General features: G+C 63.2%; 31 protein-coding genes. 27 read left to right on the top strand and 4 right to left on the bottom strand.

Annotated features, from left to right (window positions below; genetic code table 11):
• Positions 1–4 precede the first annotated feature (4 nt).
• The 27 genes from rplB to FRF71_RS15075 all read left to right on the top strand — a co-directional run bounded on the left by rplB (position 5) and on the right by FRF71_RS15075 (position 16,593).
• Positions 5–841: a 50S ribosomal protein L2 gene (gene rplB, locus FRF71_RS15205; RefSeq protein WP_147091451.1), complete on the top strand. Its 837-nt coding sequence runs from the start codon at positions 5–7 to the stop codon at positions 839–841.
• 6 nt (positions 842–847) lie between these two features.
• The gene (rpsS, locus tag FRF71_RS15200; RefSeq protein ID WP_147091450.1) at positions 848–1,126 is read left to right on the top strand and encodes a 30S ribosomal protein S19; all 279 of its coding nucleotides are present in this window, start codon (positions 848–850) and stop codon (positions 1,124–1,126) included.
• The gene (gene rplV / locus FRF71_RS15195; RefSeq protein ID WP_147091449.1) at positions 1,126–1,503 is read left to right on the top strand and encodes a 50S ribosomal protein L22; all 378 of its coding nucleotides are present in this window, start codon (positions 1,126–1,128) and stop codon (positions 1,501–1,503) included. Before rpsS ends, rplV begins: the two co-directional genes overlap by 1 nt.
• 2 nt (positions 1,504–1,505) lie before the next feature.
• Positions 1,506–2,216 carry a 30S ribosomal protein S3 gene (rpsC, locus tag FRF71_RS15190; RefSeq protein WP_147091448.1) on the top strand — a complete coding sequence of 237 codons (711 nt, stop codon included), beginning with the start codon at positions 1,506–1,508 and terminating at the stop codon, positions 2,214–2,216.
• 3 nt (positions 2,217–2,219) lie between these two features.
• The gene (rplP, locus tag FRF71_RS15185) at positions 2,220–2,654 is read left to right on the top strand and encodes a 50S ribosomal protein L16 (RefSeq protein WP_147091447.1); all 435 of its coding nucleotides are present in this window, start codon (positions 2,220–2,222) and stop codon (positions 2,652–2,654) included.
• Positions 2,651–2,854, top strand: coding sequence for a 50S ribosomal protein L29 (gene rpmC / locus FRF71_RS15180; protein WP_147091446.1), 204 nt, complete (start codon positions 2,651–2,653; stop codon positions 2,852–2,854). The genes rplP and rpmC overlap by 4 nt, the downstream gene beginning before the upstream one ends.
• Before the next feature lie 11 nt (positions 2,855–2,865).
• Positions 2,866–3,135: a 30S ribosomal protein S17 gene (gene rpsQ, locus FRF71_RS15175; RefSeq protein WP_147091445.1), complete on the top strand. Its 270-nt coding sequence runs from the start codon at positions 2,866–2,868 to the stop codon at positions 3,133–3,135.
• A gap of 63 nt (positions 3,136–3,198) precedes the next feature.
• Positions 3,199–3,567, top strand: coding sequence for a 50S ribosomal protein L14 (rplN, locus tag FRF71_RS15170; protein WP_147091444.1), 369 nt, complete (start codon positions 3,199–3,201; stop codon positions 3,565–3,567).
• Positions 3,568–3,888 carry a 50S ribosomal protein L24 gene (rplX, locus tag FRF71_RS15165; RefSeq protein ID WP_147091443.1) on the top strand — a complete coding sequence of 107 codons (321 nt, stop codon included), beginning with the start codon at positions 3,568–3,570 and terminating at the stop codon, positions 3,886–3,888. It abuts the gene before it with no gap.
• Positions 3,881–4,459, top strand: a complete 579-nt coding sequence (rplE, locus tag FRF71_RS15160) for a 50S ribosomal protein L5 (protein WP_147091442.1) — start codon at positions 3,881–3,883, stop codon at positions 4,457–4,459. The genes rplX and rplE overlap by 8 nt, the downstream gene beginning before the upstream one ends.
• 20 nt (positions 4,460–4,479) lie before the next feature.
• Positions 4,480–4,785 (top strand): 30S ribosomal protein S14, encoded by a 306-nt coding sequence (gene rpsN, locus FRF71_RS15155; RefSeq protein WP_147091441.1) that lies wholly within the window; start codon positions 4,480–4,482, stop codon positions 4,783–4,785.
• Between the two features lie 10 nt (positions 4,786–4,795).
• Positions 4,796–5,191, top strand: coding sequence for a 30S ribosomal protein S8 (gene rpsH, locus FRF71_RS15150; protein WP_088307798.1), 396 nt, complete (start codon positions 4,796–4,798; stop codon positions 5,189–5,191).
• The gene (rplF, locus tag FRF71_RS15145; RefSeq protein ID WP_147091440.1) at positions 5,191–5,724 is read left to right on the top strand and encodes a 50S ribosomal protein L6; all 534 of its coding nucleotides are present in this window, start codon (positions 5,191–5,193) and stop codon (positions 5,722–5,724) included. Before rpsH ends, rplF begins: the two co-directional genes overlap by 1 nt.
• Positions 5,724–6,065: a 50S ribosomal protein L18 gene (gene rplR / locus FRF71_RS15140; RefSeq protein ID WP_147091439.1), complete on the top strand. Its 342-nt coding sequence runs from the start codon at positions 5,724–5,726 to the stop codon at positions 6,063–6,065. Before rplF ends, rplR begins: the two co-directional genes overlap by 1 nt.
• A gap of 2 nt (positions 6,066–6,067) precedes the next feature.
• Positions 6,068–6,802, top strand: a complete 735-nt coding sequence (gene rpsE / locus FRF71_RS15135) for a 30S ribosomal protein S5 (protein WP_147091438.1) — start codon at positions 6,068–6,070, stop codon at positions 6,800–6,802.
• A 6-nt stretch (positions 6,803–6,808) separates the two neighbouring features.
• Complete coding sequence (rpmD, locus tag FRF71_RS15130; protein ID WP_147091437.1) at positions 6,809–6,985, top strand: 50S ribosomal protein L30; 177 nt, start codon at positions 6,809–6,811, stop codon at positions 6,983–6,985.
• A 71-nt stretch (positions 6,986–7,056) separates the two neighbouring features.
• Entirely contained in the window at positions 7,057–7,575 is a 519-nt protein-coding gene (gene rplO, locus FRF71_RS15125; RefSeq protein ID WP_147091436.1) for a 50S ribosomal protein L15, read from the top strand.
• Positions 7,576–7,701: 126 nt separating this feature from the next.
• A complete protein-coding gene (secY, locus tag FRF71_RS15120; RefSeq protein ID WP_147091435.1) occupies positions 7,702–9,069 on the top strand; it encodes a preprotein translocase subunit SecY in 1,368 nt (455 codons plus the stop codon).
• Between the two features lie 21 nt (positions 9,070–9,090).
• On the top strand, positions 9,091–9,738 hold the full coding sequence (locus FRF71_RS15115; RefSeq protein WP_147091434.1) for an adenylate kinase: 648 nt from the start codon (positions 9,091–9,093) through the stop codon (positions 9,736–9,738).
• A 23-nt stretch (positions 9,739–9,761) separates the two neighbouring features.
• Entirely contained in the window at positions 9,762–10,340 is a 579-nt protein-coding gene (locus tag FRF71_RS15110; protein ID WP_238339295.1) for an SRPBCC family protein, read from the top strand.
• 181 nt (positions 10,341–10,521) lie between these two features.
• Complete coding sequence (rpsM, locus tag FRF71_RS15105; protein WP_147091433.1) at positions 10,522–10,890, top strand: 30S ribosomal protein S13; 369 nt, start codon at positions 10,522–10,524, stop codon at positions 10,888–10,890.
• Positions 10,891–10,945: 55 nt separating this feature from the next.
• Complete coding sequence (rpsK, locus tag FRF71_RS15100) at positions 10,946–11,335, top strand: 30S ribosomal protein S11 (RefSeq protein ID WP_088307824.1); 390 nt, start codon at positions 10,946–10,948, stop codon at positions 11,333–11,335.
• 106 nt (positions 11,336–11,441) lie between these two features.
• On the top strand, positions 11,442–12,500 hold the full coding sequence (locus FRF71_RS15095; RefSeq protein ID WP_147091432.1) for a DNA-directed RNA polymerase subunit alpha: 1,059 nt from the start codon (positions 11,442–11,444) through the stop codon (positions 12,498–12,500).
• Positions 12,501–12,608: 108 nt separating this feature from the next.
• The gene (gene rplQ, locus FRF71_RS15090) at positions 12,609–13,022 is read left to right on the top strand and encodes a 50S ribosomal protein L17 (protein WP_147091431.1); all 414 of its coding nucleotides are present in this window, start codon (positions 12,609–12,611) and stop codon (positions 13,020–13,022) included.
• Between the two features lie 85 nt (positions 13,023–13,107).
• A complete protein-coding gene (locus FRF71_RS15085; protein WP_147091430.1) occupies positions 13,108–15,258 on the top strand; it encodes a prolyl oligopeptidase family serine peptidase in 2,151 nt (716 codons plus the stop codon).
• Between the two features lie 115 nt (positions 15,259–15,373).
• A complete protein-coding gene (locus FRF71_RS15080) occupies positions 15,374–15,973 on the top strand; it encodes a hypothetical protein (RefSeq protein WP_147091429.1) in 600 nt (199 codons plus the stop codon).
• 104 nt (positions 15,974–16,077) lie between these two features.
• Positions 16,078–16,593: a hypothetical protein gene (locus FRF71_RS15075; RefSeq protein ID WP_147091428.1), complete on the top strand. Its 516-nt coding sequence runs from the start codon at positions 16,078–16,080 to the stop codon at positions 16,591–16,593.
• A 54-nt stretch (positions 16,594–16,647) separates the two neighbouring features.
• Here FRF71_RS15075 and FRF71_RS15070 read toward each other — a convergent pair whose 3' ends face one another.
• The 4 genes from FRF71_RS15070 to FRF71_RS15055 all read right to left on the bottom strand — a co-directional run bounded on the left by FRF71_RS15070 (position 16,648) and on the right by FRF71_RS15055 (position 22,105).
• Positions 16,648–17,589, bottom strand: coding sequence for an alpha/beta hydrolase (locus tag FRF71_RS15070; protein ID WP_147091427.1), 942 nt, complete (start codon positions 17,587–17,589; stop codon positions 16,648–16,650).
• A 5-nt stretch (positions 17,590–17,594) separates the two neighbouring features.
• Positions 17,595–18,392 carry an esterase/lipase family protein gene (locus tag FRF71_RS15065; RefSeq protein ID WP_147091426.1) on the bottom strand — a complete coding sequence of 266 codons (798 nt, stop codon included), beginning with the start codon at positions 18,390–18,392 and terminating at the stop codon, positions 17,595–17,597.
• Positions 18,389–19,972: a WS/DGAT/MGAT family O-acyltransferase gene (locus FRF71_RS15060; RefSeq protein WP_238339293.1), complete on the bottom strand. Its 1,584-nt coding sequence runs from the start codon at positions 19,970–19,972 to the stop codon at positions 18,389–18,391. The genes FRF71_RS15065 and FRF71_RS15060 overlap by 4 nt, the downstream gene beginning before the upstream one ends.
• A gap of 75 nt (positions 19,973–20,047) precedes the next feature.
• The gene (locus FRF71_RS15055; RefSeq protein ID WP_147091425.1) at positions 20,048–22,105 is read right to left on the bottom strand and encodes a S9 family peptidase; all 2,058 of its coding nucleotides are present in this window, start codon (positions 22,103–22,105) and stop codon (positions 20,048–20,050) included.
• Positions 22,106–22,254: the final 149 nt, after the last annotated feature.

Raw genomic sequence — 22,254 nt, 5'->3', positions numbered from 1 at the left:
AACCATGGCACTCAAGAACTATAACCCGACCAGCCCCGGCCGCCGCGGCCTGATCCTGGTCGACAAGTCGTCGCTGTGGAAGGGCAAGCCCGTCAAGGCGCTGACCGAAGGCAAGCGCAAGACCGGTGGCCGTAACAACAAGGGCCACGTGACCTCGCGCGGGATCGCCGGTGGCCACAAGCAGAAGTACCGCTTCATCGACTTCAAGCGTCGCAAGTGGGACATGCCGGCTACCGTTGAGCGTCTGGAGTATGACCCCAACCGCACGGCCTTCATCGCCCTCGTCAAGTACGAAGACGGTGAGCAGACCTACATCATCGCGCCGCAGCGTCTCGCTGTTGGTGACGTGGTGGTCGCTGGTGAAAAGACCGACGTGAAGCCGGGCAACGCCATGTTGCTCAGCCAGATGCCGGTCGGGACCATCTGCCACAACGTGGAGATGAAGCCGGGCAAGGGTGGTCAGATCGCCCGTTCGGCCGGGACCTATGTCCAGGTCGTCGGACGTGACCGTGGGATGGTGATCGTTCGCCTGAACTCGGGTGAGCAGCGCTACCTGCGCGGCGATTGCATGGGTACGGTTGGCGCGGTTTCGAACCCCGACAACCAGAACACCAACCTGGGCAAGGCCGGCCGTAATCGCTGGCTCGGTCGTCGTCCGCTGACCCGCGGCGTCGCCAAGAACCCGGTCGACCACCCGCACGGTGGTGGTGAAGGCCGCACCTCGGGTGGCCGTCATCCGGTTACCCCGTGGGGCAAGCCGACCAAGGGTGCCCGCACTCGCCACAACAAGCAGACGGACAAGATGATTATCCGTTCGCGTCACGCCAAGAAGAAGAGGTAAGCCACCATGGCACGCTCCGTCTGGAAAGGCCCCTTCGTCGACCTGCACCTGCTGAAGAAGGCGGAAGCCCAGCAGGAAGCCGGCACTCGCGCCGCTCCGATCAAGACCTGGTCGCGTCGTTCGACGATCCTGCCGCAGTTCGTCGGCCTGACGTTCAACGTCTACAATGGCCACAAGTTCATCCCCGTCTCGGTCAACGAAGACATGGTCGGCCACAAGCTTGGTGAATTTGCGCCGACGCGCAGCTTCCCCGGCCACGCTGCCGACAAGAAGGGTAAGCGCTAATGAGCAAGCAAGCTGCTCCGCGCCGCGTAGGCGAAAAGGAAGCGCTGTCGGTCGGCACCACCATTCGTGGTTCGGCCCAGAAGCTCAACCTGGTCGCCGCCCTGATCCGCGGCAAGAAGGCCGAAGAGGCCATGAACATCCTCGCCTTCTCGAAGAAGGCGATGGCTGTCGACGCCCGCAAGGTACTCGCCTCGGCGATCGCCAATGCGGAAAACAACCACAACCTCGACGTCGACGCGCTTGTCGTTGCCGAGGCTTCGGTTGGCAAGTCGGTCACCATGAAGCGGTTCCACACCCGTGGCCGCGGCAAGTCGACCCGCATCCTCAAGCCGTTCTCGCGGCTGCGGATCGTGGTCCGTGAAGTTGAGGAGGCCTGATCATGGGTCACAAGAGCAACCCGATCGGCCTGCGTCTGCAGATCAACCGTACCTGGGACAGCCGCTGGTACGCCGAAGGCAAGAACTATGCGCAGATGCTTGAGGAAGACCTCAAGATGCGCAAGTTCATCATGGAATCGCTGCCCCAGGCCGCGATCTCCAAGGTGGTCATTGAGCGTCCGGCCAAGCTGTGCCGCGTGTCGATCTATGCTGCCCGTCCGGGCGTCATCATCGGCAAGAAGGGCGCCGACATCGAAAAGCTGCGCTCGCAGCTCGCCGCGATGACCTCGAGCGACGTGAAGCTGAACATCGTTGAAATCCGCAAGCCGGAAATCGATGCGAAGCTCGTCGCCCAGGGCATCGCCGACCAGCTGGTTCGCCGCGTGGCCTTCCGCCGGGCGATGAAGCGCGCGGTGCAGTCGGCTCTCCGTCTTGGCGCCGAAGGCATCAAGATCACCTGCTCGGGCCGTCTTGGCGGTGCGGAAATCGCCCGCGTCGAGTGGTACCGTGAAGGCCGCGTGCCGCTGCACACCCTGCGCGCCAACATCGACTATGCGGAAGCCGAAGCGCTGACCGCCTACGGGATCATCGGCATCAAGTGCTGGATCTTCAAGGGCGAGATCCTCGGCCACGACCCGATGGCGCAGGACCGGTTGATGATGGAGGCTCAGACCTCCGGCGTGCGCCCCGCGCGCGATGACCGCAGGAACTAAGTCATGCTGCAACCTAAGAAAACCAAGTTCCGCAAGGCCTTCAAGGGCCGGATCAAGGGCGATGCCAAGGGCGGTACGGACCTGAACTTCGGGTCGTACGGTCTGAAGGCGCTTGAGCCCGAGCGGATCACCGCGCGCCAGATCGAAGCGGCGCGTCGTGCAATCACCCGCCACATCAAGCGCCAGGGTCGTCTCTGGATCCGCGTTTTCCCGGACGTGCCGGTCTCGAAGAAGCCTGCCGAAGTCCGTCAGGGTAAGGGCAAGGGTTCGATCGAATACTGGGCCGCGCGCGTGAAGCCCGGCCGTATCCTGTTCGAACTGGACGGCGTTGCCGGCCCGCTGGCCGCCGAAGCCTTCAGCCGCGCTGCGATGAAGCTGCCGATCAAGACCAAGGTCGTTGCCCGCCTGGGCGACACCTCGCACCTGGGAGGTGAATGATGGCCAAGGTTGAAGACCTGCGCGCCAAGACCGACGATCAGCTGACCGCTGATCTGGCCGATCTCAAGCGGGAAGCGTTCAACCTGCGCTTCCAGGCCGCGACTAACCAACTCGAGCGCCCCGCGCGCATCAAGGAAGTGCGCCGCGACATCGCCCGCATCAAGACGCTGCAGGGCGAACGCGCCCGCGTGGCCAAGTAAGGAGCCCACAGATGCCCAAGCGTATCCTGATCGGGACCGTGGTCTCCGACAAGACCGACAAGACCGTGGTCGTGAAGGTCGAGCGTAAGGTGAAGCACCCGCTCTACGGGAAGATCATCCGTCGTTCGAAGAAGTACCACGCCCACGACGAAGACAATGCCTTCAAGACCGGCGAAACCGTGCGCATCGAAGAGACCGCGCCGATTTCGAAGCTCAAGACCTGGAAGGTCATCGAGCGGGTCCAGGCTGGCAAGACCGCTGCGGTCGAAGCTGACGTCTAAGAAGTCACCCAATTTGGAACTGCCGGACTGGTTCCGGCAAGCCAGTGAGAAGGAACCGGATCTATGATCCAGATGCAATCAAACCTCGACGTCGCTGACAACAGCGGCGCGAAGCGCGTCCAGTGCATCAAGGTGCTGGGCGGCTCCAAGCGCCGCACTGCCGGCGTGGGCGACATCATCGTGGTGTCGGTCAAGGAAGCGCAGCCCCGCACTAAGGTGAAGAAGGGCGACGTGCACCGCGCGGTCATCGTGCGGACCCGCAAGGACGTGCGCCGTGCCGACGGCAGCGTGATCCGTTTCGACAGCAATGCTGCCGTTCTGATCAACAAGAACGCCGAACCCATCGGTACCCGCATCTTCGGCCCCGTGGTCCGCGAACTGCGCGGCAAGGGCTACATGAAGATCATCAGCCTTGCGCCGGAGGTCCTCTAAATGTCCGCTGCCAAGATCAAGAAGGGTGACAACGTCGTCGTCCGCTCGGGCAAGGACAAGGGCCGTTCCGGCACCGTCCTTCAGGTCATGCCGAAGGAAGGCAAGATCGTGGTCCAGGGTGTGAACGTTGCGACCCGTCACCGTAAGCCGAGTCAGGTCAACCCGCAGGGTGGCATCGAGCGCCGCGAAGCGCCGATGGCGATCTCGAAGGTCGGCCTCGCCGATCCGAAGACCGGCAAGGCAACTCGCGTCCGCTTTGAAGACAAGGACGGCAAGAAGGTCCGCGTGGCCGTGAAGTCCGGGGAGACCATCGATGGCTGAGAAGTACGTGCCCCGTCTTCGCAAGAAGTACGACGAGCAGATCGCCAAGGCGATGACCGACAAGTTCGGTTACAAGAACGTCATGGAAATTCCGAAGATCGAAAAGATCACGCTTAACATGGGCGTCGGTGAAGGCAGTCAGGACAAGAAGAAGGTCCAGACCGCCGCCGCCGAAATGGAACTGATCGCTGGCCAGAAGCCCGTGATCACCAAGGCGAAGAAGTCGATCGCGCAGTTCAAGCTGCGTGAAGGCATGCCGATCGGTTGCAAGGTCACCCTGCGCCGTGAACGCATGTATGAGTTCCTCGATCGCCTGATCACTGTCGCAATGCCCCGCATCCGCGACTTCCGTGGCCTCAATGCCAAGTCGTTCGACGGCCGTGGCAACTATGCCATGGGCCTGAAGGAGCAGATCATCTTCCCAGAGATCAGCTACGACCAGATTGAGAAGGTGCGTGGGATGGACATCATTGTCACCACCACTGCCAAGACCGACGAGGAAGCGCGCGAGCTGCTTCGCCTGTTCGGTTTCCCGTTCCCGGCGGAAGCCGAAGCTGCACAAGCGGCCTGAGTTAGAGAGAGCTTAAGTCCATGGCGAAACTGAGTTCCGTGAACAAGAACGAGCGTCGCAAGAAGCTCGTTCAGAAGTATGCGGCCAAGTATGCCGCGCTGAAGGCGCAGGCCGACGACAAGTCGCTTGACGAAACCGAGCGTCTGATCGCCCGCCTGAAGCTGGCGGAAATCCCGCGCAACGGCAACCCGACCCGGGTTCGCAACCGTTGCGCCACCACCGGCCGCCCGCGCGGCTACTATCGCAAGTTCGGCCTTTGCCGCATTGAGCTGCGTGATCTTGCCAACAAGGGCATGATCCCGGGCGTGACAAAGTCGAGCTGGTAAGGATCAAGCGATGGCACTGACCGATCCCCTGGGTGATATGCTCACCCGCATCCGTAACGGCCAGCGGGCGAAGAAGGACTCCGTCCTTTCGCCGGCTTCGAAGCTGCGCGCCCGCGTGCTCGAAGTCCTCCAGCGCGAAGGCTATATCCGTGGTTACTCGGAGGACGCCACCGGCGCCCACCCGCAGCTGCGGATCGAACTGAAGTACTTTGAAGGCGAACCGGCGATCAAGCACGTCGCTCGCGTCTCCAAGCCGGGCCGCCGGGTCTATTCGGGCAGCAAGGAGCTGCCGGTGATCCGCAACGGTCTTGGCATCACCATCGTCTCGACGCCGCGGGGCGTGCTTTCGGATGCCGAAGCGCGCGCCCAGAACGTCGGCGGCGAAGTGCTGGCGGAGGTGTTCTGATGAGCCGCATCGGTAAGCGTCCGGTGTCGATCCCGAGCGGCGTAACCGCCGAAATCGCGAACGGCATCCTCACTGTGAAGGGCCCCAAGGGTACCCTCACCCTGGGTCTGCGCGATGAAATCGCCTACAAGGTCGAAGGTGACAGCATCTCGGTGCTGCCGGCCAACGACAGCAAGCAGGCTCGCGCCTTCTGGGGCATGCAGCGTACCCTGGTCGACAACCTGGTGACTGGCGTCACCCAGGGTTACACCAAGGTGCTCGAAATCACCGGTGTCGGTTACCGCGCCACGGCTCAGGGCAAGATCCTGAAGCTGCAGCTCGGCTACAGTCACGATGTGAACTTCGACGTGCCCGAAGGCATCGAGATCAAGACCCCGGATAACACCACGGTCGAAATCTCGGGTATCGACAAGCAGAAGGTCGGCCAGGTTGCGGCCGAGATCCGCCGTTGGCGCAAGCCCGAGCCTTACAAGGGCAAGGGCATCAAGTACCGCGGCGAGTTCATCTTCCGCAAGGAAGGGAAGAAGAAGTAATGGCCAAGCTTTCCCTGTTCGAGCGCCGTCGTCGGCGCGTTCGCACCGCGCTCAAGGCGCGTGCCGGTGGCCGTCCGCGGCTTTCGGTGCACCGTTCGGGCCGCCACATCTATGCCCAGATCATCGACGATGCCGCTGGCCGTACGCTGGCTGCCGCTTCGACCCTGGGCAGCAAGGGTGGCTCCAACGTCGACGCTGCGGCCAAGGTCGGTTCGACCCTCGCCGAAGCAGCCAAGAAGGCTGGCGTGACTTCCGTCGTGTTCGATCGCGGCGGCTACCTGTTCCATGGCCGCGTCAAGGCGCTGGCTGATGCCGCCCGTGAAGGCGGGCTGGAGTTCTAACGATGGCTGACGAAAACAACACCAACGAAGCCGAAGCTCCGATCGCGGCTGGCGAAGTGCAAAGCGCTGACGCCGGTACCGAAGCCCGCGAAGGTCGCGGCCGTGGCCGCGGCCGCGGCGGTAACGATCGCGGCGGTGACCGTGGCGGCCGTGGCCGTGGACGTGACGATCGTCGCGGCCGTGGCGGCGACGATGACGGCGGCGAAGAGCTGATCGAAAAGCTGGTCCATATCAACCGCGTCTCGAAGACCGTTAAGGGCGGTAAGCGCTTCGGTTTCGCTGCGCTGGTTGTGGTTGGCGATGGCAAGGGCCGCGTTGGCTTCGGTCATGGCAAGGCTCGCGAAGTGCCGGAAGCCATCACCAAGGCGACTGCCTCGGCCAAGAAGAAGATGGTCCGCGTTCCGCTCAAGGAAGGCCGCACCCTGCATCACGACGGCAAGGGCCGGTTCGGTGCGGGTAAGGTGAACCTGCGCTCGGCTCCGGCCGGGACCGGGATCATCGCTGGTGGTCCGATGCGCGCCGTGTTCGAAAGCCTGGGCGTTGCCGACGTGGTGACCAAGTCGGTCGGCACCTCGAACCCCTACAACATGATCCGCGCCACCTTTGACGCGCTGGTGAGCCAGACTTCGCCGAAGTCGGTCGCTCAGCGTCGCGGCAAGAAGGTTGCCGACCTGCTGGGTCGCGGCGGTGCGAGCGCAGCTGAGGCGGAAGCCGAAGCTGCCGCGATCACGGAGTAAGCTGACATGGCCAAGATCAAGATCAAGCAGATCGGTTCGCCGATCCGTCGTCCGGAAAGCCAGAAGAAGATTCTGGTCGGCCTGGGCCTGGGCAAGATGCACCGCGTGGTGGAGTTGGAAGACACTCCCGAAGTGCGCGGCGCGATCGCCAAGCTGCCGCATATGGTGGCTGTGGTCGATTGACCGATCCAGCATCCCGGCTTCGGCCGGGATGTTTCTTTAAGCGCGACAAAAGCGAAAGCGAGTGCAACGACATGAAACTCAACGAAATCTCTGACAACAAGGGCGCCCGCAAGGGTCGCATGCGCGTCGGCCGTGGTATCGGTTCGGGCAAGGGCAAGACTGCTGGCCGGGGCCAGAAGGGTGCCAAGGCGCGCTCGGGCGTCTCGGTGAACGGCTTTGAAGGCGGCCAGATGCCGCTGCACATGCGGATCCCGAAGCGCGGTTTCAACAACATCTTTGCCAAGGACTATGCCGAAGTGAACCTGGGCCTGGTCCAGAAGTTCATCGATGCCGGCAAGCTCGACATCAAGGCCGTTATCGACCACGCCGCGCTGAAGGCCGCTGGCCTGGCCCGTGGTGGCAAGGATGGCGTGCGCCTGCTCGGCAAGGGTGAGTTCACGGCCAAGGCCAAGTTTGCCGTTGCCGGCGCCAGCAAGGGCGCTGTCGCTGCAGTCGAAAAGGCCGGTGGGTCGGTTGAACTGCCGGCTGAGCAGCCGAGCGAGCACGACAAGAAGACTGCTCGCCGCGAAGCCAACAAGGCTGCGAAGTAATTCGAATCCATCCCCGCCCATCAGGCGGGGATGGATTTGTTTGCAGGGTTTGGACTTCGCCGCACGCTCCCTATATGGGGCTGATAAGCGGTCCGGGGCGGACCCAAAGCAAGGTTCACTTACCCGATGGCTTCACGTGCCGATAACGTTGCGAGCAATCTCAATCTCGCGAATTTCTCCAAGGCGACCGAGCTGAAGAACCGTATCTGGTTCACGCTTGGTGCCCTGATTGTCTTCCGCTTCCTGAGCTTCGTGCCGCTCCCCGGGGTTAACCCGCTGGTGCTTGAGCAGCTCTATGCCCAGACGCGCGGCGGCATCCTGGATATCTTCAACACCTTCTCGGGCGGCAGCCTTGAGCGCATGAGCCTCATCGCGCTTGGCATCATGCCCTACATCACCGCCTCGATCGTGGTGCAGCTCGCCGCCTCGCTCCATCCCTCGCTGATGGCGCTGAAAAAGGAAGGCGAAAGTGGCCGCAAGAAGCTCAACCAATACACTCGCTATGGCACGGTGCTGCTGACAGCAGTGCAGGGCTGGTTCATTGCCTCAGGCCTTGAAGCCTATGGCGCTTCCAGCGGCCTGCAGGCGGTGGTCAATCCGGGCCTGATGTTTAAGGTTGTGGCGGTGATCAGCCTGGTTGGGGGCACGATGTTCCTGCTGTGGCTCGGTGAACAGATTACCAGCCGCGGGATTGGTAACGGCACCTCGCTGATCATTATGGCCGGTATCGTTGCGCAGATGCCCAAGTTCGTCTCGAACCTGTTCGAAGGCGGGCGTTCCGGCTCGATCTCGGGCTTCACCATCGCTCTTGCGGTTGGCGTTCTTGTCGTCCTTGTCCTGTTCATCTGCTTCATGGAGCGCGCAACCCGGCGACTGTTGATCCAGTATCCGAAGCGTGCCAGCCAACACGGCATGATGCAGGCCGATCGCAGTCACCTGCCGCTGAAGATCAACACGGCGGGTGTGATCCCACCGATCTTCGCCAGCTCGCTGCTGCTGCTACCGCTGACCATCAGCCAGTTTGCCGGGAACTCGATTTCGCCGGATACCAAGCTGGGTGGCGCGATCGTCACGCTGAACCAGTACCTGGCGCACGGCCAGCCGCTCTACATGACGCTCTACGCGCTCGGCATCATCTTCTTCTGCTTTTTCTACACCGCCGTGGTGTTCAATCCGGAAGAAACCGCTGACAACCTCAAGCGCAATGGCGGGTTCATCCCCGGCATTCGTCCGGGCAAGAGCACGGCCACCTATCTGGACTATGTCCTGACCCGCATCACCGTGATCGGCGCGATCTATATCACCGTGGTCTGCGTGATCCCTGAATGGTGGATCGCCTCGACCGGGCTCAACATGATGTTCCTGGGCGGCACGAGCCTGCTGATCGTGGTCAACGTGACGGTCGATACGATCACCCAGATCCAGTCGCACCTGCTGGCACACCAGTATGGCGACCTTATCAAGAAGGCGAAGCTGAAGGGCCGCATTCGCTGATCTGCACTTGGGGGTACTGACGTGAACATCATCCTTCTGGGCCCCCCGGGTGCGGGCAAGGGTACGCAGGCGCAGCGCCTGGTCGAGCGGCACGGCATGCGCCAGCTCTCGACCGGCGACATGCTGCGCGCCGCGGTCAAGGCGGCGACCCCGGTCGGCCTCCAGGCCAAGGCGGTGATGGAGCGCGGCGAACTGGTGTCGGACGAAATCGTCTCGGCACTGATCGGAGAAGAGCTGGATGCGATGGGTCCGGAAACCGGGGCGATCTTCGATGGCTATCCCCGAACCGAAGCCCAGGCCCATTCGCTTGATGCGATCCTGGGCCAGCGCGGCCGCACGCTGAACCACGTGATCGAACTGTCGGTCGATGAGGACGCGCTGGTCGAACGCATCACCGGCCGGTTTACCTGCGCCAACTGCGGCAAGGGTTATCACGACAAGTTCGAACGCCCCAAGGTCGACGGCGTCTGTGACAAGTGCGGCTCGACCGAGTTCAAGCGCCGACCCGACGATAACGAGGAAACGGTTCGCACCCGCATGGCCGAGTATCGCGCCAAGACCGCGCCGATCCTGCCGATCTATGAAGCGCGGGGGATTGTCAGCCGCGTCGACGGCATGGCTGACATGGACCAGGTGACGGCGGCCATCGAACAGGTTATCGCTTCCTGATCCTGTAAGGGGAGGGAAGGGCGATGTACCGTTCACTTATCCTGACCGCGCTGGTGCTGGCATCGCCGGCCCGGGCGGAACTTTCGGCCAGCACCGATGCCGGCTTCGTCAGCGACCACGCTGCGACCGTTGCGGCTGAGCCGGCTGCTGTCTGGAAAGTCCTGATCGCGCCCAACCAGTGGTGGTCACCCAGCCACACCTATTCGGGCGATGCTGCCAATCTCTACCTCGATGCCCAGGCTACCGGCTGCTTTTGCGAGAAGCTGCCCAAACCGGCCGATGCGCCCGAAGGTCAGCGGATGGGCAGTGTCGAGCATATGCACGTGGTATATATCGATCCCCAGCGCGGGGTACTGCGGATGACCGGCGGCCTTGGCCCTCTGCAGGGCGAGGCAGTGCATGGGGTGCTCACCATCACCCTCAAGAAGGTGGGAGATGGTACGCAGATCAAATGGCGCTATGCCGTGGGTGGGGTCTGGCAGGCCAAGCCGGCCGAGCTGGCGCCGCTGGTGGACAAGGTTCTGGCCGAACAGGTCCAGCGCTTGGCCGATAAGGCTGGCGGTCCGATGCCCGATAGCGCACCGTTGAAGCTGGCACCTTAACTGCGGCGTTGACACCTTGGCCGAATCAGCATAAGCGCCCGGTCCATTCGGCATGAACGGATAAGTCCGGAAGGCGAGGGCCATTGCGCGCGCCAACCGGGCTTTTTGCCGTTCTAACGAATGAGCGTTGAGATGGAAGGTCGTGGACACCCGCCGCCTTCTGTGGAGCATGGAGAAGTAAGTGGCTCGTATTGCCGGGGTCAATATCCCCACCAACAAGCGCGTTCTTATCGCGCTCACCTACATTCACGGTATCGGCCCGTTCAAGGCCCGCCAGATCGTCGACAAGCTGGGTATCGACCATACCCGTCGCGTTTCGGATCTTTCTGACCAGGAAGTCCTGCACATCCGCGAAACGATCGACGCCGAGCACACGGTTGAGGGTGACCTCCGCCGCGAGACCGCGATGAACATCAAGCGCCTGATGGACCTGGCCTGCTATCGCGGCCTGCGTCACCGTAAGGGTCTGCCGGTTCGCGGTCAGCGCACGCACACCAACGCCCGTACCCGCAAGGGTAAGGCGAAGCCCATCGCCGGCAAGAAGAAGTAAGCAGCAGGCTCAGGCCCGCAGCTTTCCCTTCCCGATATTCGAGTAGGACAACCAAATGGCACGCGAACCCCAGCGCATTAAGCGCCGCGAGCGGAAGAACATCACCAGCGGCATCGCCCACGTGAATGCCAGCTTCAACAACACGATGATCACCATCACCGACGCCCAGGGCAATGCGATCTCCTGGTCCAGCGCCGGCATGATGGGCTTCAAGGGTAGCCGCAAGTCGACCCCCTATGCCGCTCAGGTGGCTGCGGACGACGCCGGCAAGAAGGCCGCCGAACACGGCGTGCGCACCCTCGAAGTCGAAGTGAAGGGCCCCGGTTCGGGCCGCGAAAGCGCGCTGCGTGCCCTCCAGGCCGTTGGCTTCACCATCACTTCGATCCGCGACGTCACCCCGATCCCGCACAATGGGGTCCGGCCTTCGAAGCGTCGTCGCGTCTGATCGTGCATTCGCGGCGGTGGGGCCCCATCGCCGCAGTTTCGGATCGGTCGCGGTGCTGAAAAGCGCAGCGGCCGTTCCCGCCAAAACAAGACCCTAGGGGAAGTACATGACTGTCAACATCAAGAACTGGCAGGAACTCAAGAAGCCCAACGCCCTCGAGGTGAAGCCGGGCAACGACCCCAAGCGCCGTGCCACTTTCGTCGCGGAGCCGCTCGAGCGCGGTTTCGGCCTGACGCTGGGCAATGCGCTGCGCCGGGTGCTGCTGTCCTCGCTGCAGGGCGCGGCCATCACCTCGATCAAGATCGAGAACGTGCTGCACGAATTCTCGTCGCTCGCTGGCGTGCGTGAAGATGTCACCGACATCGTCCTGAACGTGAAGCAGATCGCGCTGAAGATGCAGGGCGAAGGCCCGAAGCGCTTGCAGCTTTCGGCAACCGGCCCGGCTGAAGTCAAGGCTGGCGACATCGCCGTCTCGGGTGACATCGAGGTCATGAACAAGGACCTCGTGATCTGCCACCTCGACGAAGGTGCGACGCTGAACATGGAACTGACTGCCGACACCGGCAAGGGCTATGTCCCGGCCGTGTCGAACCGTCCGATTGATGCGCCAATCGGGCTTATCCCGGTCGACTCGCTCTACTCGCCGGTCCGCCAGGTTTCGTACAAGGTCGACAATGCCCGCATCGGGCAGGAACTGGACTACGACAAGCTGAACCTGACCGTCGAAACCGACGGCACGGTTACCCCGGAAGACGCCGTGGCCTATGCGGCGCGCATCCTCCAGGACCAGCTCTCGCTGTTCGTCCACTTCGATGATGCGGTGCCGATGGGCGCCTCGCCGATGATCGGCATGGCGGCTGCTCCGGCCGAGGAAAGCGACACCAACCAGCTCAACCGTTACCTTCTCAAGAAGGTCGACGAGCTCGAGCTGTCGGTGCGTTCGGCCAACTGCCTCAAGAACGACAATATCATCTACATCGGCGACCTGGTCCAGAAGACCGAGGCCGAGATGCTCCGCACGCCGAACTTCGGCCGCAAGTCGCTCAACGAGATCAAGGAAGTCCTGAGCTCGATGGGTCTGCGCCTTGGCATGGACATCCCTGGCTGGCCGCCGGAGAACATTGAAGAAATGGCCAAGAAGCTCGAGCAGGAGCTGCTGGGCTAACCAGTTTCGGGGCACCTGCGGGTGCCCCGACGGTTTTCGGCAGCAACCGCGACTGCTGCCAGCTACGGGCTACCTGATACGGGCCCATAACGAACAAAGGAATGACCCATGCGTCACAAGCTTGGCGGGCGTAAGCTCAATCGCACTTCCAGCCACCGTAAGGCGCTGCTGCGCAATATGTCGGCGGCCCTTATCAAGCACGAACAGATCACCACCACGCTGCCCAAGGCGCGCGAACTGCGTCCCTACCTGGAAAAGCTGATCACGCTGGCGAAGCACGGTGGCCTGTCGAACCGCCGTCTGGCCCATGCCCGCCTGCTCGACGAAGCGCAGGAAAAGAAGCTGTTCGAAGTTCTGGCTGCGCGTTACGCCGACCGTCAGGGTGGCTATACCCGCGTGATCAAGGCCGGCGTCCGCGCTTCGGACGCTGCCCCGCTGGCGGTGATCGAACTGGTTGATCGCGACACCTCGGCCAAGGGCCAGGACTCGGGTCCGGTTATGATGGCTGACGACGCCGAGTAAGCACTGCGCTGCGACCTTTGGTCCAGTTGAAAAGGCGAGGGTGACTGCTAGGGTCGCCCTCGCCTTTTGCTTTTCGGAGACCCGCATGTCGCGCCGCCTTCCGGCCACCTTGGCCGCACTTGTTGCCCTTTCGCTTGTCACTCCCGTCGCTGCCGAAAAGATGACCCTGTCCTATCCGGAAACCAGCAAAGTCGATCTCGTCGAGACGCAGTTCGGCGAAGCGGTCCCCGATCCCTATCGCTGGTTGGAAAACGATGTCCGCACCGACAAGGCCGTGGCCGAATGGGTGGCCAAGCAGAATACCCTGACTCAGGGCTACCTTGCGCAGCTGCCCCAACGCGAATGGTTCGCCCAGCGGATCAAGTCGCTGATGAATTATGAACGCTTCGGCCTGCCGCGCAAGGCTGGCGGCTATTACTTCTACATGCGCAATTCCGGGCTGCAGAACCAGTCACAGCTGTTCGTGCGCAAGGGGCTCAACGGCACGCCCAAGCTGCTGATCGACCCCAACGCCTGGGCCAAGGACGGCGCGACGGCGCTCGATGCCTGGGTGCCATCGAAGAACGGCAAGCTGCTGGCCTATTCGATCCAGGATGGCGGATCGGACTGGCGGACGATCAAGGTGCTGGACGTCACGACCGGCAAGGACCTGGGCGATGGCATCAAGTGGGCCAAGTTCACCGGCATCGCCTGGGTCGGAAGCGAGGGCTTCCTCTACTCGCGCTTTCCCGAGCCGCAGCCGGGGGCGGAGTTCCAGTCGCTCAACAAGAACCAGGCGATCTATTTCCACCGCATCGGCACGCCGCAGTCGCAGGACGAACTGGTCTATTCGACCCCGAACGACCCCGAACTGGGCCACGGCGCACAGGTAACGCACGATGGGCGCTGGGTGGTGATCACCACGTCAAAGGGCACCGACAGCCGCTATGCGCTGCACCTGATCCCGCTCGGCAAGAACCGCAAGTGGCAGGCGCGCACACTGGTGGCGGGCCTCGAGAACGACTGGCGCCTGGTCGAAGGGATGGGCGACACGCTGTACTTCGTAACCAACAAGGATGCGCCGAAGCTTAAGGTGGTGAAGGTCAACGTCGCCGCTGCGCGGCCGCAGTTCGAAGAAGTGATTGGCGAACGCGCCGAAACGCTGGAACGCGCGGAGATTGTCGGCGATCGCCTGATCCTGTCCTATCTCAAAGATGCCAAGTCGGTGGCTGAGGTTCGCTCGCTTGATGGCAAGCCGGTCCAGCAGATCGCGCTCAACGCGATCGGAACGGCCTCGGGCTTTTCCGGCGAGCCGGGCGATCCTGAGACGTTCTATTCGTTCTCCAGCTTCAACCAGCCCAGCGGGATCTTCCGGTTCGACACCCGCACCGGCAAGAGCGAGCCCTTCGCGCTGCCGAAACTGACCTTCAACCCAGCCGACTATGCGATCGAGCAGCGCTTCTACAATTCGAAGGACGGCACCCGGGTGCCGATGTTCGTCGTGCGCAAGAAGGATGTCGCCCAAGCGGGCAAGGCTGTGCCGACGTTGCTCTATGGCTACGGCGGGTTTGATATCTCGCTCACTCCCGGATTCTCGGCCGCGCGGATGGCCTGGCTTGAGGCTGGCGGAGCCTTTGCACTGGCCAATCTGCGTGGCGGCGGGGAATACGGCAAGGCCTGGCACGATGCCGGACGCCTGGGCAACAAGCAGAACGTATTCGACGATTTCATCGCGGCGGGCGAGTATCTGATCGGGCAGGGGATCACGCCGAAGAATGGCCTGACCATTCAGGGCGGTTCGAATGGCGGTCTGCTGGTCGGTGCGGTGGTCAATCAGCGGCCCGACCTGTTCGCTGCTGCCAATGCCGCTGTAGGCGTGATGGATATGCTGCGGTTCGATCGTTTCACCGCCGGGCGTTATTGGGTCGATGACTATGGCTATCCCAGCAAGGAGGCCGATTGGCGCGTCCTGCGGGCCTACTCGCCCTATCACAACATCAAGGTGGGGGTGGAATACCCGGCCATGCTGGTGACTACAGCCGATACCGATGACCGCGTGGTTCCGGGCCACAGCTTCAAGTACACTGCGGCGCTCCAGGCCGCCAAGGCCGGCGACAAGCCGCACCTGATCCGGATCGAAACCCGAGCCGGCCATGGCTCGGGCAAGCCGACCGACAAGGCCGTGGCCGAAGGTGCAGACGTGCTGGCCTTCCTGGCCCAGTGGAGCGGTTTGGAAGTGCCACGTTCAGGAAAGTGATTTAAAACCTGAACGCAGCCTAACGACCGAGTTCAGCTTCACGCCACGGTCGAGTCGCTAATCCTTCACTCAACGACGGGCCATCATGCCCGCCGAAGAGTGAAGGATCGATACGATGAAGACCATGTCCAAAGCCCTAGTCGGGACCATCGCGGCTGGCGCGATGGCGTTCTCTTCGGCCACCCCGGCGTTCGCCGACAATCGCGACCGCGACGGGATCAGCGCGGGCGATGTTATTGCCGGCGCGCTGATCATCGGCGGGATTGCTGCTGTGGCTTCGGCCGCCAGCAACAACAACGATCGCTATGATCGCGACTATCGCTATGACCGCGCGGGTTACGGCGGTTATGGCTACAACCAGGGTTACGGCTATCGCAACGACTATGCCCAACGCGGCAGCGCCCGCCGTGCGGTGGAGCAATGCGTCTACGCCGCCGAACGCAACGCCGCGCGCTACAGCTATGGCCGCGCCGATGTGACCGACGTCCGCGATATCCGCGAAACGCGCTATGGTTATGAAGTGCGCGGGCGGATCGCGGTCAATAGCAACGGTCGGGACTGGCGCCGTGGTGACGGCAACTACGGCCGGGGCTGGAACGGCGACTACCGCGGCTGGAATGACAATCTGCGCGGATACGACTCCGGCTCGTTCAAGTGCCGGATCGAGCGGGGCCGGATTGTCGACCTCGACTATAGCGGGATCCGTGGCCTCTAACGGCTAAAGATCCAGACTTTGGGCGGTTCAGGCAGGTGAAAGCCTGGGCCGCCTAGGTCGTTGCAAGCACTGACGCGAGTCGCGTTATGGAAGGGGTCAAGCAAATGACGGGTAAGTTCAAGCGGAGCGCCGCTGCCCTGGCGCTGGCGGCTTCGTTCTCAATGGCGGCAACGCCGGCCCTGGCGCGCGGCTGGGGCGATGGCTGGGGCGGCCATTACCGCCACCGCGATCGCGTTGATGGCGGCGATATCCTGGCCGGCATCCTGATCATCGGCGGCATCGCCGCAATTGCCAGTGCGGCCAGCAAGGCGAACAAGCAGCGTCAGGACCAGCGCGACTATCGCGAACCCTTGCCGCGCGACCGGGAAGAAGCGCCGCGCTATGGCAGCGACGAAGATCAACCGGAATGGCGCGAAGGCACCGGGATCGACAGCGCGATCAATCGCTGCATCGATGAAGTGAATCGCGGCCGAACCCGAGTGGGTGAGGTCGACAGCGTCAATCGTGACGACGGTGGCTGGCGGATTACCGGTACGACCACCGGCAATGGCAACTTCAGCTGCACGATCGATCGCGATGGCCGGATCCGCAACGTGAACGTTGACGGTCAGGCCGTTTAACCCAGTGTTTTTCAGATAAAGGGCCGTGCGGATCCTTCCGTGCGGCCCTTTTGCTTATCCCGCGACCCTCAGCCAGTGCGCCATCGCGCCAAGCAGGTCGCGGCCATAGGCCTTGGCGAGGCGGCTTTCCGTGACCGCGTTGAAAGCATGGATCGCCCCCGGATAGGAATGCAGTTCGACCGGCACCCCGGCTGCAACCAGGCGGCGAGCGTAATCCAGGTCCTCATCATAGAACAGGTCAAGGCTGCCCGTGCCGATCCAGGTCGGCGGAAGGCCGGACAGGTCTTCCGCAAGGCTGGGCGAGAACCATCCCTTGCGATGGTCGCTCGGCGCATAGTTGCCTTTCAGCGCACCCCAGCCATAGCGGTTTGAGGAGCGGGTCCAGACAAACTCCCCGGTCGCGGCGTTGTTGTAGGGGCAGTTATCACCGCCGGTGCGGTGGTCCAGCATAGGATAGGTCAGGAACTGCGCGGCCAGCTGCGGACCGCCCAGATCGCGCGCCATCAGGGCCACCGATGCCGCGAGCCCGCCGCCGGCGCTCTCACCGGTGATGCCGACGCGTTCCAGGTCGACCTCGGGCAGATCGGCCAGCCACTTCAGGGCAGCCAGGCAGTCTTCCTGCGGGGCTGGGAAGGGATGTTCAGGGGCAAGACGATACTCGACCGAAGCGACAGGGATGCCGAGCGCCTGTGCCATGGCCGCCGGGCCAGCCTGCATCACGCTGGCCGATCCCATGATCATCCCGCCGCCATGGATATGCAGCAGCGCGGCGCGGCCCGGCGTGCCGGGGGCTGGATCGTAGAGATAGATGTCAAGCGGCCCACCCGGACCGTCGATGGTGTGGACCACCGGCGCAAGCGGCGGGGCACCAAGGAAGGCATAGCGCGCGTTGCTGGTCTCGCGCAGTTCGTTGAGGTCCATCGCCGCCAGATCGGTCGGCGGCAGCAGATCGAGCAGCGGCAGCAGCTCGGGATCGACCAGGTGCCGGGTGGACATCAGGTCTATTGCAGGCTGGTCTTCGGGAACATCCAGCGCTGCGAGAGCCGCGCCTGGAACGGCTTCCATTCGCCCTCGGGCTGCTGGAGCCGGTCCACGATGGCAATCACCGCGCTGGGATTGAAGCCAAGACCGCAGTGGCTGGCCAGCACCTCGATATTCTCGGTATGCGGGTGGCTATCGCGCTTCTGGACGGAGCCACGCCAATGGACCACGCCATCGGTCTTGGTCAGGATCGAGGTCGTCGGGACTGGCGGGGCGCGATGCAGATCGACGAACCGGCCCTGGCGGATCGGCTCGGGATCGCGGCCGTTGAGGTATTCGAACAGCCGCGCCGCATTGGAATGGCGGCGGTCATCGGAAATGGGACTGCCAAGCGAGATCACCAGCCGCACTGCTTCTGGGTGGGCCTTGGCCAGTTCGCGGGCAAAGACGCCGCCCAGGCTCCAGCCAACGATCGAGACCTTGCGGCCAGTCTCGCGGTAGATCCGTAGCAGCATCGATTCCATTTCGTGCACGCGGGGTGCATCGATCCGGACATTGCGGCCCATGCCCCAGCCGCGGGCATCATAGCCCAGCTGCTTGAGCAGGTTGCGCAAGGGTGCGGTCGAGCTGTCCGAGGCGAGAAAACCCGGCAGGACCAGCACCGGATGCCCATCGCCCTTTGGCAGGTTCGAAAGATAGGGGCGGACAGCATAGAAGGCCGCGAATTCAAGCAGCGCGCGCGGCTCGGCAAAGGCGAACAGGCGCGAGGGCGGCCGAGCGTGGCTCGGCTGCGGGAATGCGGCACTGGCTGCTGTCATTTCTTGGCGACCTTCCTGCTTTTGGTGGCCGGCTTCTTGGTGGCCGGCTTCTTTATCGGTGTGGTTTTTGCTTTTGCTGCTGGCTTTGCGGCGGACTTGGCCGGTTTGGCTGCGGACTTTGGCTGCTTGACGGGCTTGGCCTGCGGCACCCGCGGCTCCTGCACCTTTGCTGCCGCTTCGCGCAGCTCGTGGAAGCTCTCTTCGATGCACTGGGCGTAGAACTCCGGATCGGGCAGGAGGTTGCGGCAGGCGGTGAAAGCAATGGTCGCTTCCTTGACGTAGCTCTGCACCACATGGCCAAGGCCCAGCCCGTCGGTCAGGCAGAGCAGGCCCATCATGCTCTCCAGCCGCGCGCCGGCCGAATAGATCGGCACCGGCGGGCCGGGCACGTTGGTGACCACCGTGGTGAAGGGCAGGGCGACCCGGTTGGCGAGGCCCAGGCGGGTATAGGCCTGCGCCGCCAGCGCCATGAACAGCGCCGGGCTGACCTTGCTCATCTCGGTCATGTTGCGCGCGCCGAGCGCGTCGGTCATCGCCTTCGAATTGGTGGTCTGCGAGAAGACGTATTCCAGCCGGTCAATCGGATCGGCGATGTGGGTGCCCAGCGGAGCGATCATTGCCGCCACCTGATTGCCCATGTCGCCCTTTTCGTCCTTCCCGCGGACCGAGATCGGGGCCATCGCGGTCAGCGTCTTGTCGGGCAGGTCGTCCTTGGCCTCGAGGTACTTGCGCATCGCCCCGCCGATGATGGTCAGGAACACGTCGTTGACCTTGGCACCCTCCACCGATTGGCGGATCGCCTTGATATCCGACAGCGGGACCGAACGGCCCTCAACCACGCGGCTGGTGGAGATCACCTGGTTGAACCGGGTGCGCGGGGCGATCATCTCGCCATGCAAGGCAAAGTCCTTGGTGGCCAAGCCCTTCACCGCGCGGGCCAGGCCCGGCATAGCCTTAGCGGCCACCTCGAGCTGGCGGACCGGATTGGCAACCGCGTTGAGCCAGGACTTGGCGATCAGCGAAGCGGGGCTGGGCACCGATTCCGGCTGCCAATTATCCGGCTCTGACGGCGGCGGCGCATCGGGCATCAGCGTGTGGAGCGCCTCCATCAGGTCGATCCCGCTCATCCCGTCGATCGCCGCGTGGTGCACCTTTGTGACCATGGCATAACTGCCCTTGGCCACGCCGGGGATATTGTCGAGCCCTTCGACCACCGTGAATTCCCATGGCGGCCTGGTCAGATCCAGCGGGCGGGCAAAGATCCGCGCGGCCTGGATGCAAAGCTGGCGCCAGTCGCCCGGCTTGGGCAGGGCGACGTGGCGGACATGGTATTCCAGATCGAAGTCCGGATCCTCGATCCAATAGGGGTAATCGAGATCGAACGGGACCCGCACCAGTCGCTGGCGCATCGTGCGCGACAGCTGCATCCGGCTTTCCATAAAGCTCAGGATGTCCTTGAAGCGGACAAAGCCGCCAGGTGCTGTCTCAGGATTGTAAATCAGGATCGAGCCGATGTGCATCGGCGAATTGCGCGTTTCGAGCGCCACGAATGACGCGTCCATCCCCTGGAGCTGGCGCAAGTTGATCCTCTCCTGCCTTTGACCTGCCTTAAAGGCCTGTTCTTGTTGGCGAGCCTATCAGACTCGCGCCACCCGTCAATCGCTCGCTTGCGGAGCCTTTGCGCCGGTCCGATAGCGTTCGAACCAGGCGATGATCGCGGCCGCCTTGGCTGCCGATTGCGAGGGGCGGGCGGCTATGCCGCCGTGGCTAGCACCGGGAACCTTGACCAGCGCGGTGGGCACCCCAGCGATCTTGAGCGCAGCGTAGTATTGCTCGGCCTCGCTGACCGGCGTGCGGTAATCCTCGCTGCCGACGACGACCATAGTCGGGGTCTTGACCTTGTCGATCAGGCTTAACGGCGAGCGCCGCCAATAGGGCGTCACGTCCTTCCATGGCGGCTGGTCAAACCAGTAGCGCGAAGTGAAGCCGGTGCCGTCCATGGTCAGGGCTTCGCTGATCCAGTTGATGACCGGCTTCTGCGAGACTGCCGCGCGGAAGCGCGTCGTATTCCCGACAATCCAGGCGGTCAGGATGCCGCCGCCCGAGCCGCCGGTAACGAACAGGTTGTCGGGATCGGCAACGCCTGCGGCAATGGCTGCGTCCACCGCAGCCATGAGGTCGTTGTAATCCTCACCCGGATAGGCCCGGTCGATCAGCTTGGCGAAACCTTCGCCATAGGACGTGCTGCCGCGCGGGTTGGTGTAGAGCACGGCATAGCCGGCAGACGCATACTGTTGGTAATCGGTCGAGAACCACGGACCATAGGCCGAATGTGGCCCGCCGTGGATTTCCAGCACCAGTGGCACCTTTTGGCCGGGCTGGCGGCCTGGCGGCATGACCAGCCAGGCGTCGATTGGCTTGCCGTCCGGAGCTGTTACCGCCAGCTTCTCGACCGGCGCCATCGCCTTGGCTTCCATCCAGGCGTTGAGCCGGGTCAGCTGCCGTGGCGCGCCTCCTGCCAGAACCTTTACATCTGGTGGGCGCTGCGCGCTGCCGCCGCTGAAAGCGATTGCGCCGGTGCGCGAAAGCGAGAAACTGCCGCCGGTGTAGGGGCGATCGTAGCCCGGGCCTGAGAGCCCGGAGGCAAGCTGGCGGAAACTGCCGTCCAGACCGAACCGGCCGATGGTCGCCGCGCCCTTGAAGTCGTATTGCACCACCAGCGATTTGCTGTCGGCGGACCACTTTGCATCGTCGATGCTGATGTCTTGACCAACCGAGATCGAGCGCGCGCCGCTGCCATCGCGGTTCATCACGTAGAGCTCGGCATTCTCGTAAGTCCGGTGGGTGTCATCGAAGCCGAGATAGGCGATCTTCTGGCCGTCGGGCGAAACGGCCAGCACCTGATCGGGACCATAGCGGCTGGTGAGCGCGGTCAGGTTGCCGTTGCGCAGATCCAGCGAATAGACTTCGCTGTCGTTGAATTCGGTTTCCCAGTTATCCTTGCGAATGGCGGAAAACAGGATCGACTTGCCATCGGGTGTCCAGGCAATCGGGCCATTATCATCGAAGTTGCCGAAGGTCACTTGGCGCGGCGCACCGCCGTCGGCGGGAACTACGAAAAGGTGGTTGAAGCCAGGTTTGATGTAACCGCCGCCATCGGCGCGGTAAGTGGCCCGATCGAAGATTTCCAGCGGTTCGGCCCAATTCGCACCTTCGGGCCGGGGCAGCGGTTTGCCAAGGCTGGTGCCCTCTGCCGGGACCCGCATCGAATAGGCAATCGTGCTGCCATCGGGCGACCAGGTGATCGCATCCGGCGCATCGGGCAACTGGGTGATACGGGTTACCGCGCCGCTGGACACCCACCGCACCCAGAGCTGCGCACCGCCTTCGTCGCCAGAGATATAGGCCAGACGCGAACCGTCGGGCGACCACCGCGGCGAACCATAGCTGCCGGGTCCGGTCACCAGCGGGCGCTGCTCGCCACTGGCAACGTCGACCAGCCACACAGACCCGCGCACCCGGTCGCTCATCACGTCGGCGCTGCGCCGAACATAGGCGATCGTCTTGCCATCCGGGCTGATCTGCGGATCGGCTGCGGCTTCAAGCTTGAACAGGTCTTGCCCGGTGAACTGACGGTCCGGACCGGCATCGGCGATGGCCGGTTGCGGTGCCAGCGCACTGGTGAGCAGCAAAGCGAATGCGGCGAGTCTCATGGCGGTATCTCCCCCTGGGCCTCAGCCTGCGGCGAAGCGGGGACAAAGGCAACGGCAATGTGCCCGCGCGGCACTGCACATTTTCCTACATCCCGGGTTTGTGTCACAGAAGCCCGGTGATCAACCTGTCTTCTATCCCGATGATTCTC

Origin of the sequence: Novosphingobium ginsenosidimutans, from assembly GCF_007954425.1 — a bacterium.
In the GTDB taxonomy this organism is placed as follows: Bacteria; Pseudomonadota; Alphaproteobacteria; order Sphingomonadales; family Sphingomonadaceae; genus Novosphingobium; species Novosphingobium ginsenosidimutans.
This window is presented reverse-complemented; position numbering and strand designations above follow the sequence as displayed.

What these genes read in the sequence shown, in the direction of transcription:
- rpmD (WP_147091437.1), top strand. Translation starts at nt 6,809, where the DNA reads ATGGCCAAGATCAAGATCAAGCAGATCGGTTCGCCGATCCGTCGTCCG.
- rplO (WP_147091436.1), top strand. Translation starts at nt 7,057, where the DNA reads ATGAAACTCAACGAAATCTCTGACAACAAGGGCGCCCGCAAGGGTCGC.
- secY (WP_147091435.1), top strand. Translation starts at nt 7,702, where the DNA reads ATGGCTTCACGTGCCGATAACGTTGCGAGCAATCTCAATCTCGCGAAT.
- rpsN (WP_147091441.1), top strand. Translation starts at nt 4,480, where the DNA reads ATGGCGAAACTGAGTTCCGTGAACAAGAACGAGCGTCGCAAGAAGCTC.
- FRF71_RS15095 (WP_147091432.1), top strand. Translation starts at nt 11,442, where the DNA reads ATGACTGTCAACATCAAGAACTGGCAGGAACTCAAGAAGCCCAACGCC.
- rplV (WP_147091449.1), top strand. Translation starts at nt 1,126, where the DNA reads ATGAGCAAGCAAGCTGCTCCGCGCCGCGTAGGCGAAAAGGAAGCGCTG.
- rplQ (WP_147091431.1), top strand. Translation starts at nt 12,609, where the DNA reads ATGCGTCACAAGCTTGGCGGGCGTAAGCTCAATCGCACTTCCAGCCAC.
- FRF71_RS15085 (WP_147091430.1), top strand. Translation starts at nt 13,108, where the DNA reads ATGTCGCGCCGCCTTCCGGCCACCTTGGCCGCACTTGTTGCCCTTTCG.
- rpsH (WP_088307798.1), top strand. Translation starts at nt 4,796, where the DNA reads ATGGCACTGACCGATCCCCTGGGTGATATGCTCACCCGCATCCGTAAC.
- rplX (WP_147091443.1), top strand. Translation starts at nt 3,568, where the DNA reads ATGTCCGCTGCCAAGATCAAGAAGGGTGACAACGTCGTCGTCCGCTCG.
- rplE (WP_147091442.1), top strand. Translation starts at nt 3,881, where the DNA reads ATGGCTGAGAAGTACGTGCCCCGTCTTCGCAAGAAGTACGACGAGCAG.
- FRF71_RS15065 (WP_147091426.1), bottom strand. Translation starts at nt 18,392, where the DNA reads ATGACAGCAGCCAGTGCCGCATTCCCGCAGCCGAGCCACGCTCGGCCG.
- FRF71_RS15080 (WP_147091429.1), top strand. Translation starts at nt 15,374, where the DNA reads ATGAAGACCATGTCCAAAGCCCTAGTCGGGACCATCGCGGCTGGCGCG.
- FRF71_RS15110 (WP_238339295.1), top strand. Translation starts at nt 9,762, where the DNA reads ATGTACCGTTCACTTATCCTGACCGCGCTGGTGCTGGCATCGCCGGCC.
- rplF (WP_147091440.1), top strand. Translation starts at nt 5,191, where the DNA reads ATGAGCCGCATCGGTAAGCGTCCGGTGTCGATCCCGAGCGGCGTAACC.
- rpsC (WP_147091448.1), top strand. Translation starts at nt 1,506, where the DNA reads ATGGGTCACAAGAGCAACCCGATCGGCCTGCGTCTGCAGATCAACCGT.
- rplN (WP_147091444.1), top strand. Translation starts at nt 3,199, where the DNA reads ATGATCCAGATGCAATCAAACCTCGACGTCGCTGACAACAGCGGCGCG.
- rplP (WP_147091447.1), top strand. Translation starts at nt 2,220, where the DNA reads ATGCTGCAACCTAAGAAAACCAAGTTCCGCAAGGCCTTCAAGGGCCGG.
- rpsK (WP_088307824.1), top strand. Translation starts at nt 10,946, where the DNA reads ATGGCACGCGAACCCCAGCGCATTAAGCGCCGCGAGCGGAAGAACATC.
- rplB (WP_147091451.1), top strand. Translation starts at nt 5, where the DNA reads ATGGCACTCAAGAACTATAACCCGACCAGCCCCGGCCGCCGCGGCCTG.
- FRF71_RS15075 (WP_147091428.1), top strand. Translation starts at nt 16,078, where the DNA reads ATGACGGGTAAGTTCAAGCGGAGCGCCGCTGCCCTGGCGCTGGCGGCT.
- rplR (WP_147091439.1), top strand. Translation starts at nt 5,724, where the DNA reads ATGGCCAAGCTTTCCCTGTTCGAGCGCCGTCGTCGGCGCGTTCGCACC.
- rpsS (WP_147091450.1), top strand. Translation starts at nt 848, where the DNA reads ATGGCACGCTCCGTCTGGAAAGGCCCCTTCGTCGACCTGCACCTGCTG.
- FRF71_RS15070 (WP_147091427.1), bottom strand. Translation starts at nt 17,589, where the DNA reads ATGTCCACCCGGCACCTGGTCGATCCCGAGCTGCTGCCGCTGCTCGAT.
- rpsQ (WP_147091445.1), top strand. Translation starts at nt 2,866, where the DNA reads ATGCCCAAGCGTATCCTGATCGGGACCGTGGTCTCCGACAAGACCGAC.
- rpsE (WP_147091438.1), top strand. Translation starts at nt 6,068, where the DNA reads ATGGCTGACGAAAACAACACCAACGAAGCCGAAGCTCCGATCGCGGCT.
- rpmC (WP_147091446.1), top strand. Translation starts at nt 2,651, where the DNA reads ATGATGGCCAAGGTTGAAGACCTGCGCGCCAAGACCGACGATCAGCTG.
- FRF71_RS15055 (WP_147091425.1), bottom strand. Translation starts at nt 22,105, where the DNA reads ATGAGACTCGCCGCATTCGCTTTGCTGCTCACCAGTGCGCTGGCACCG.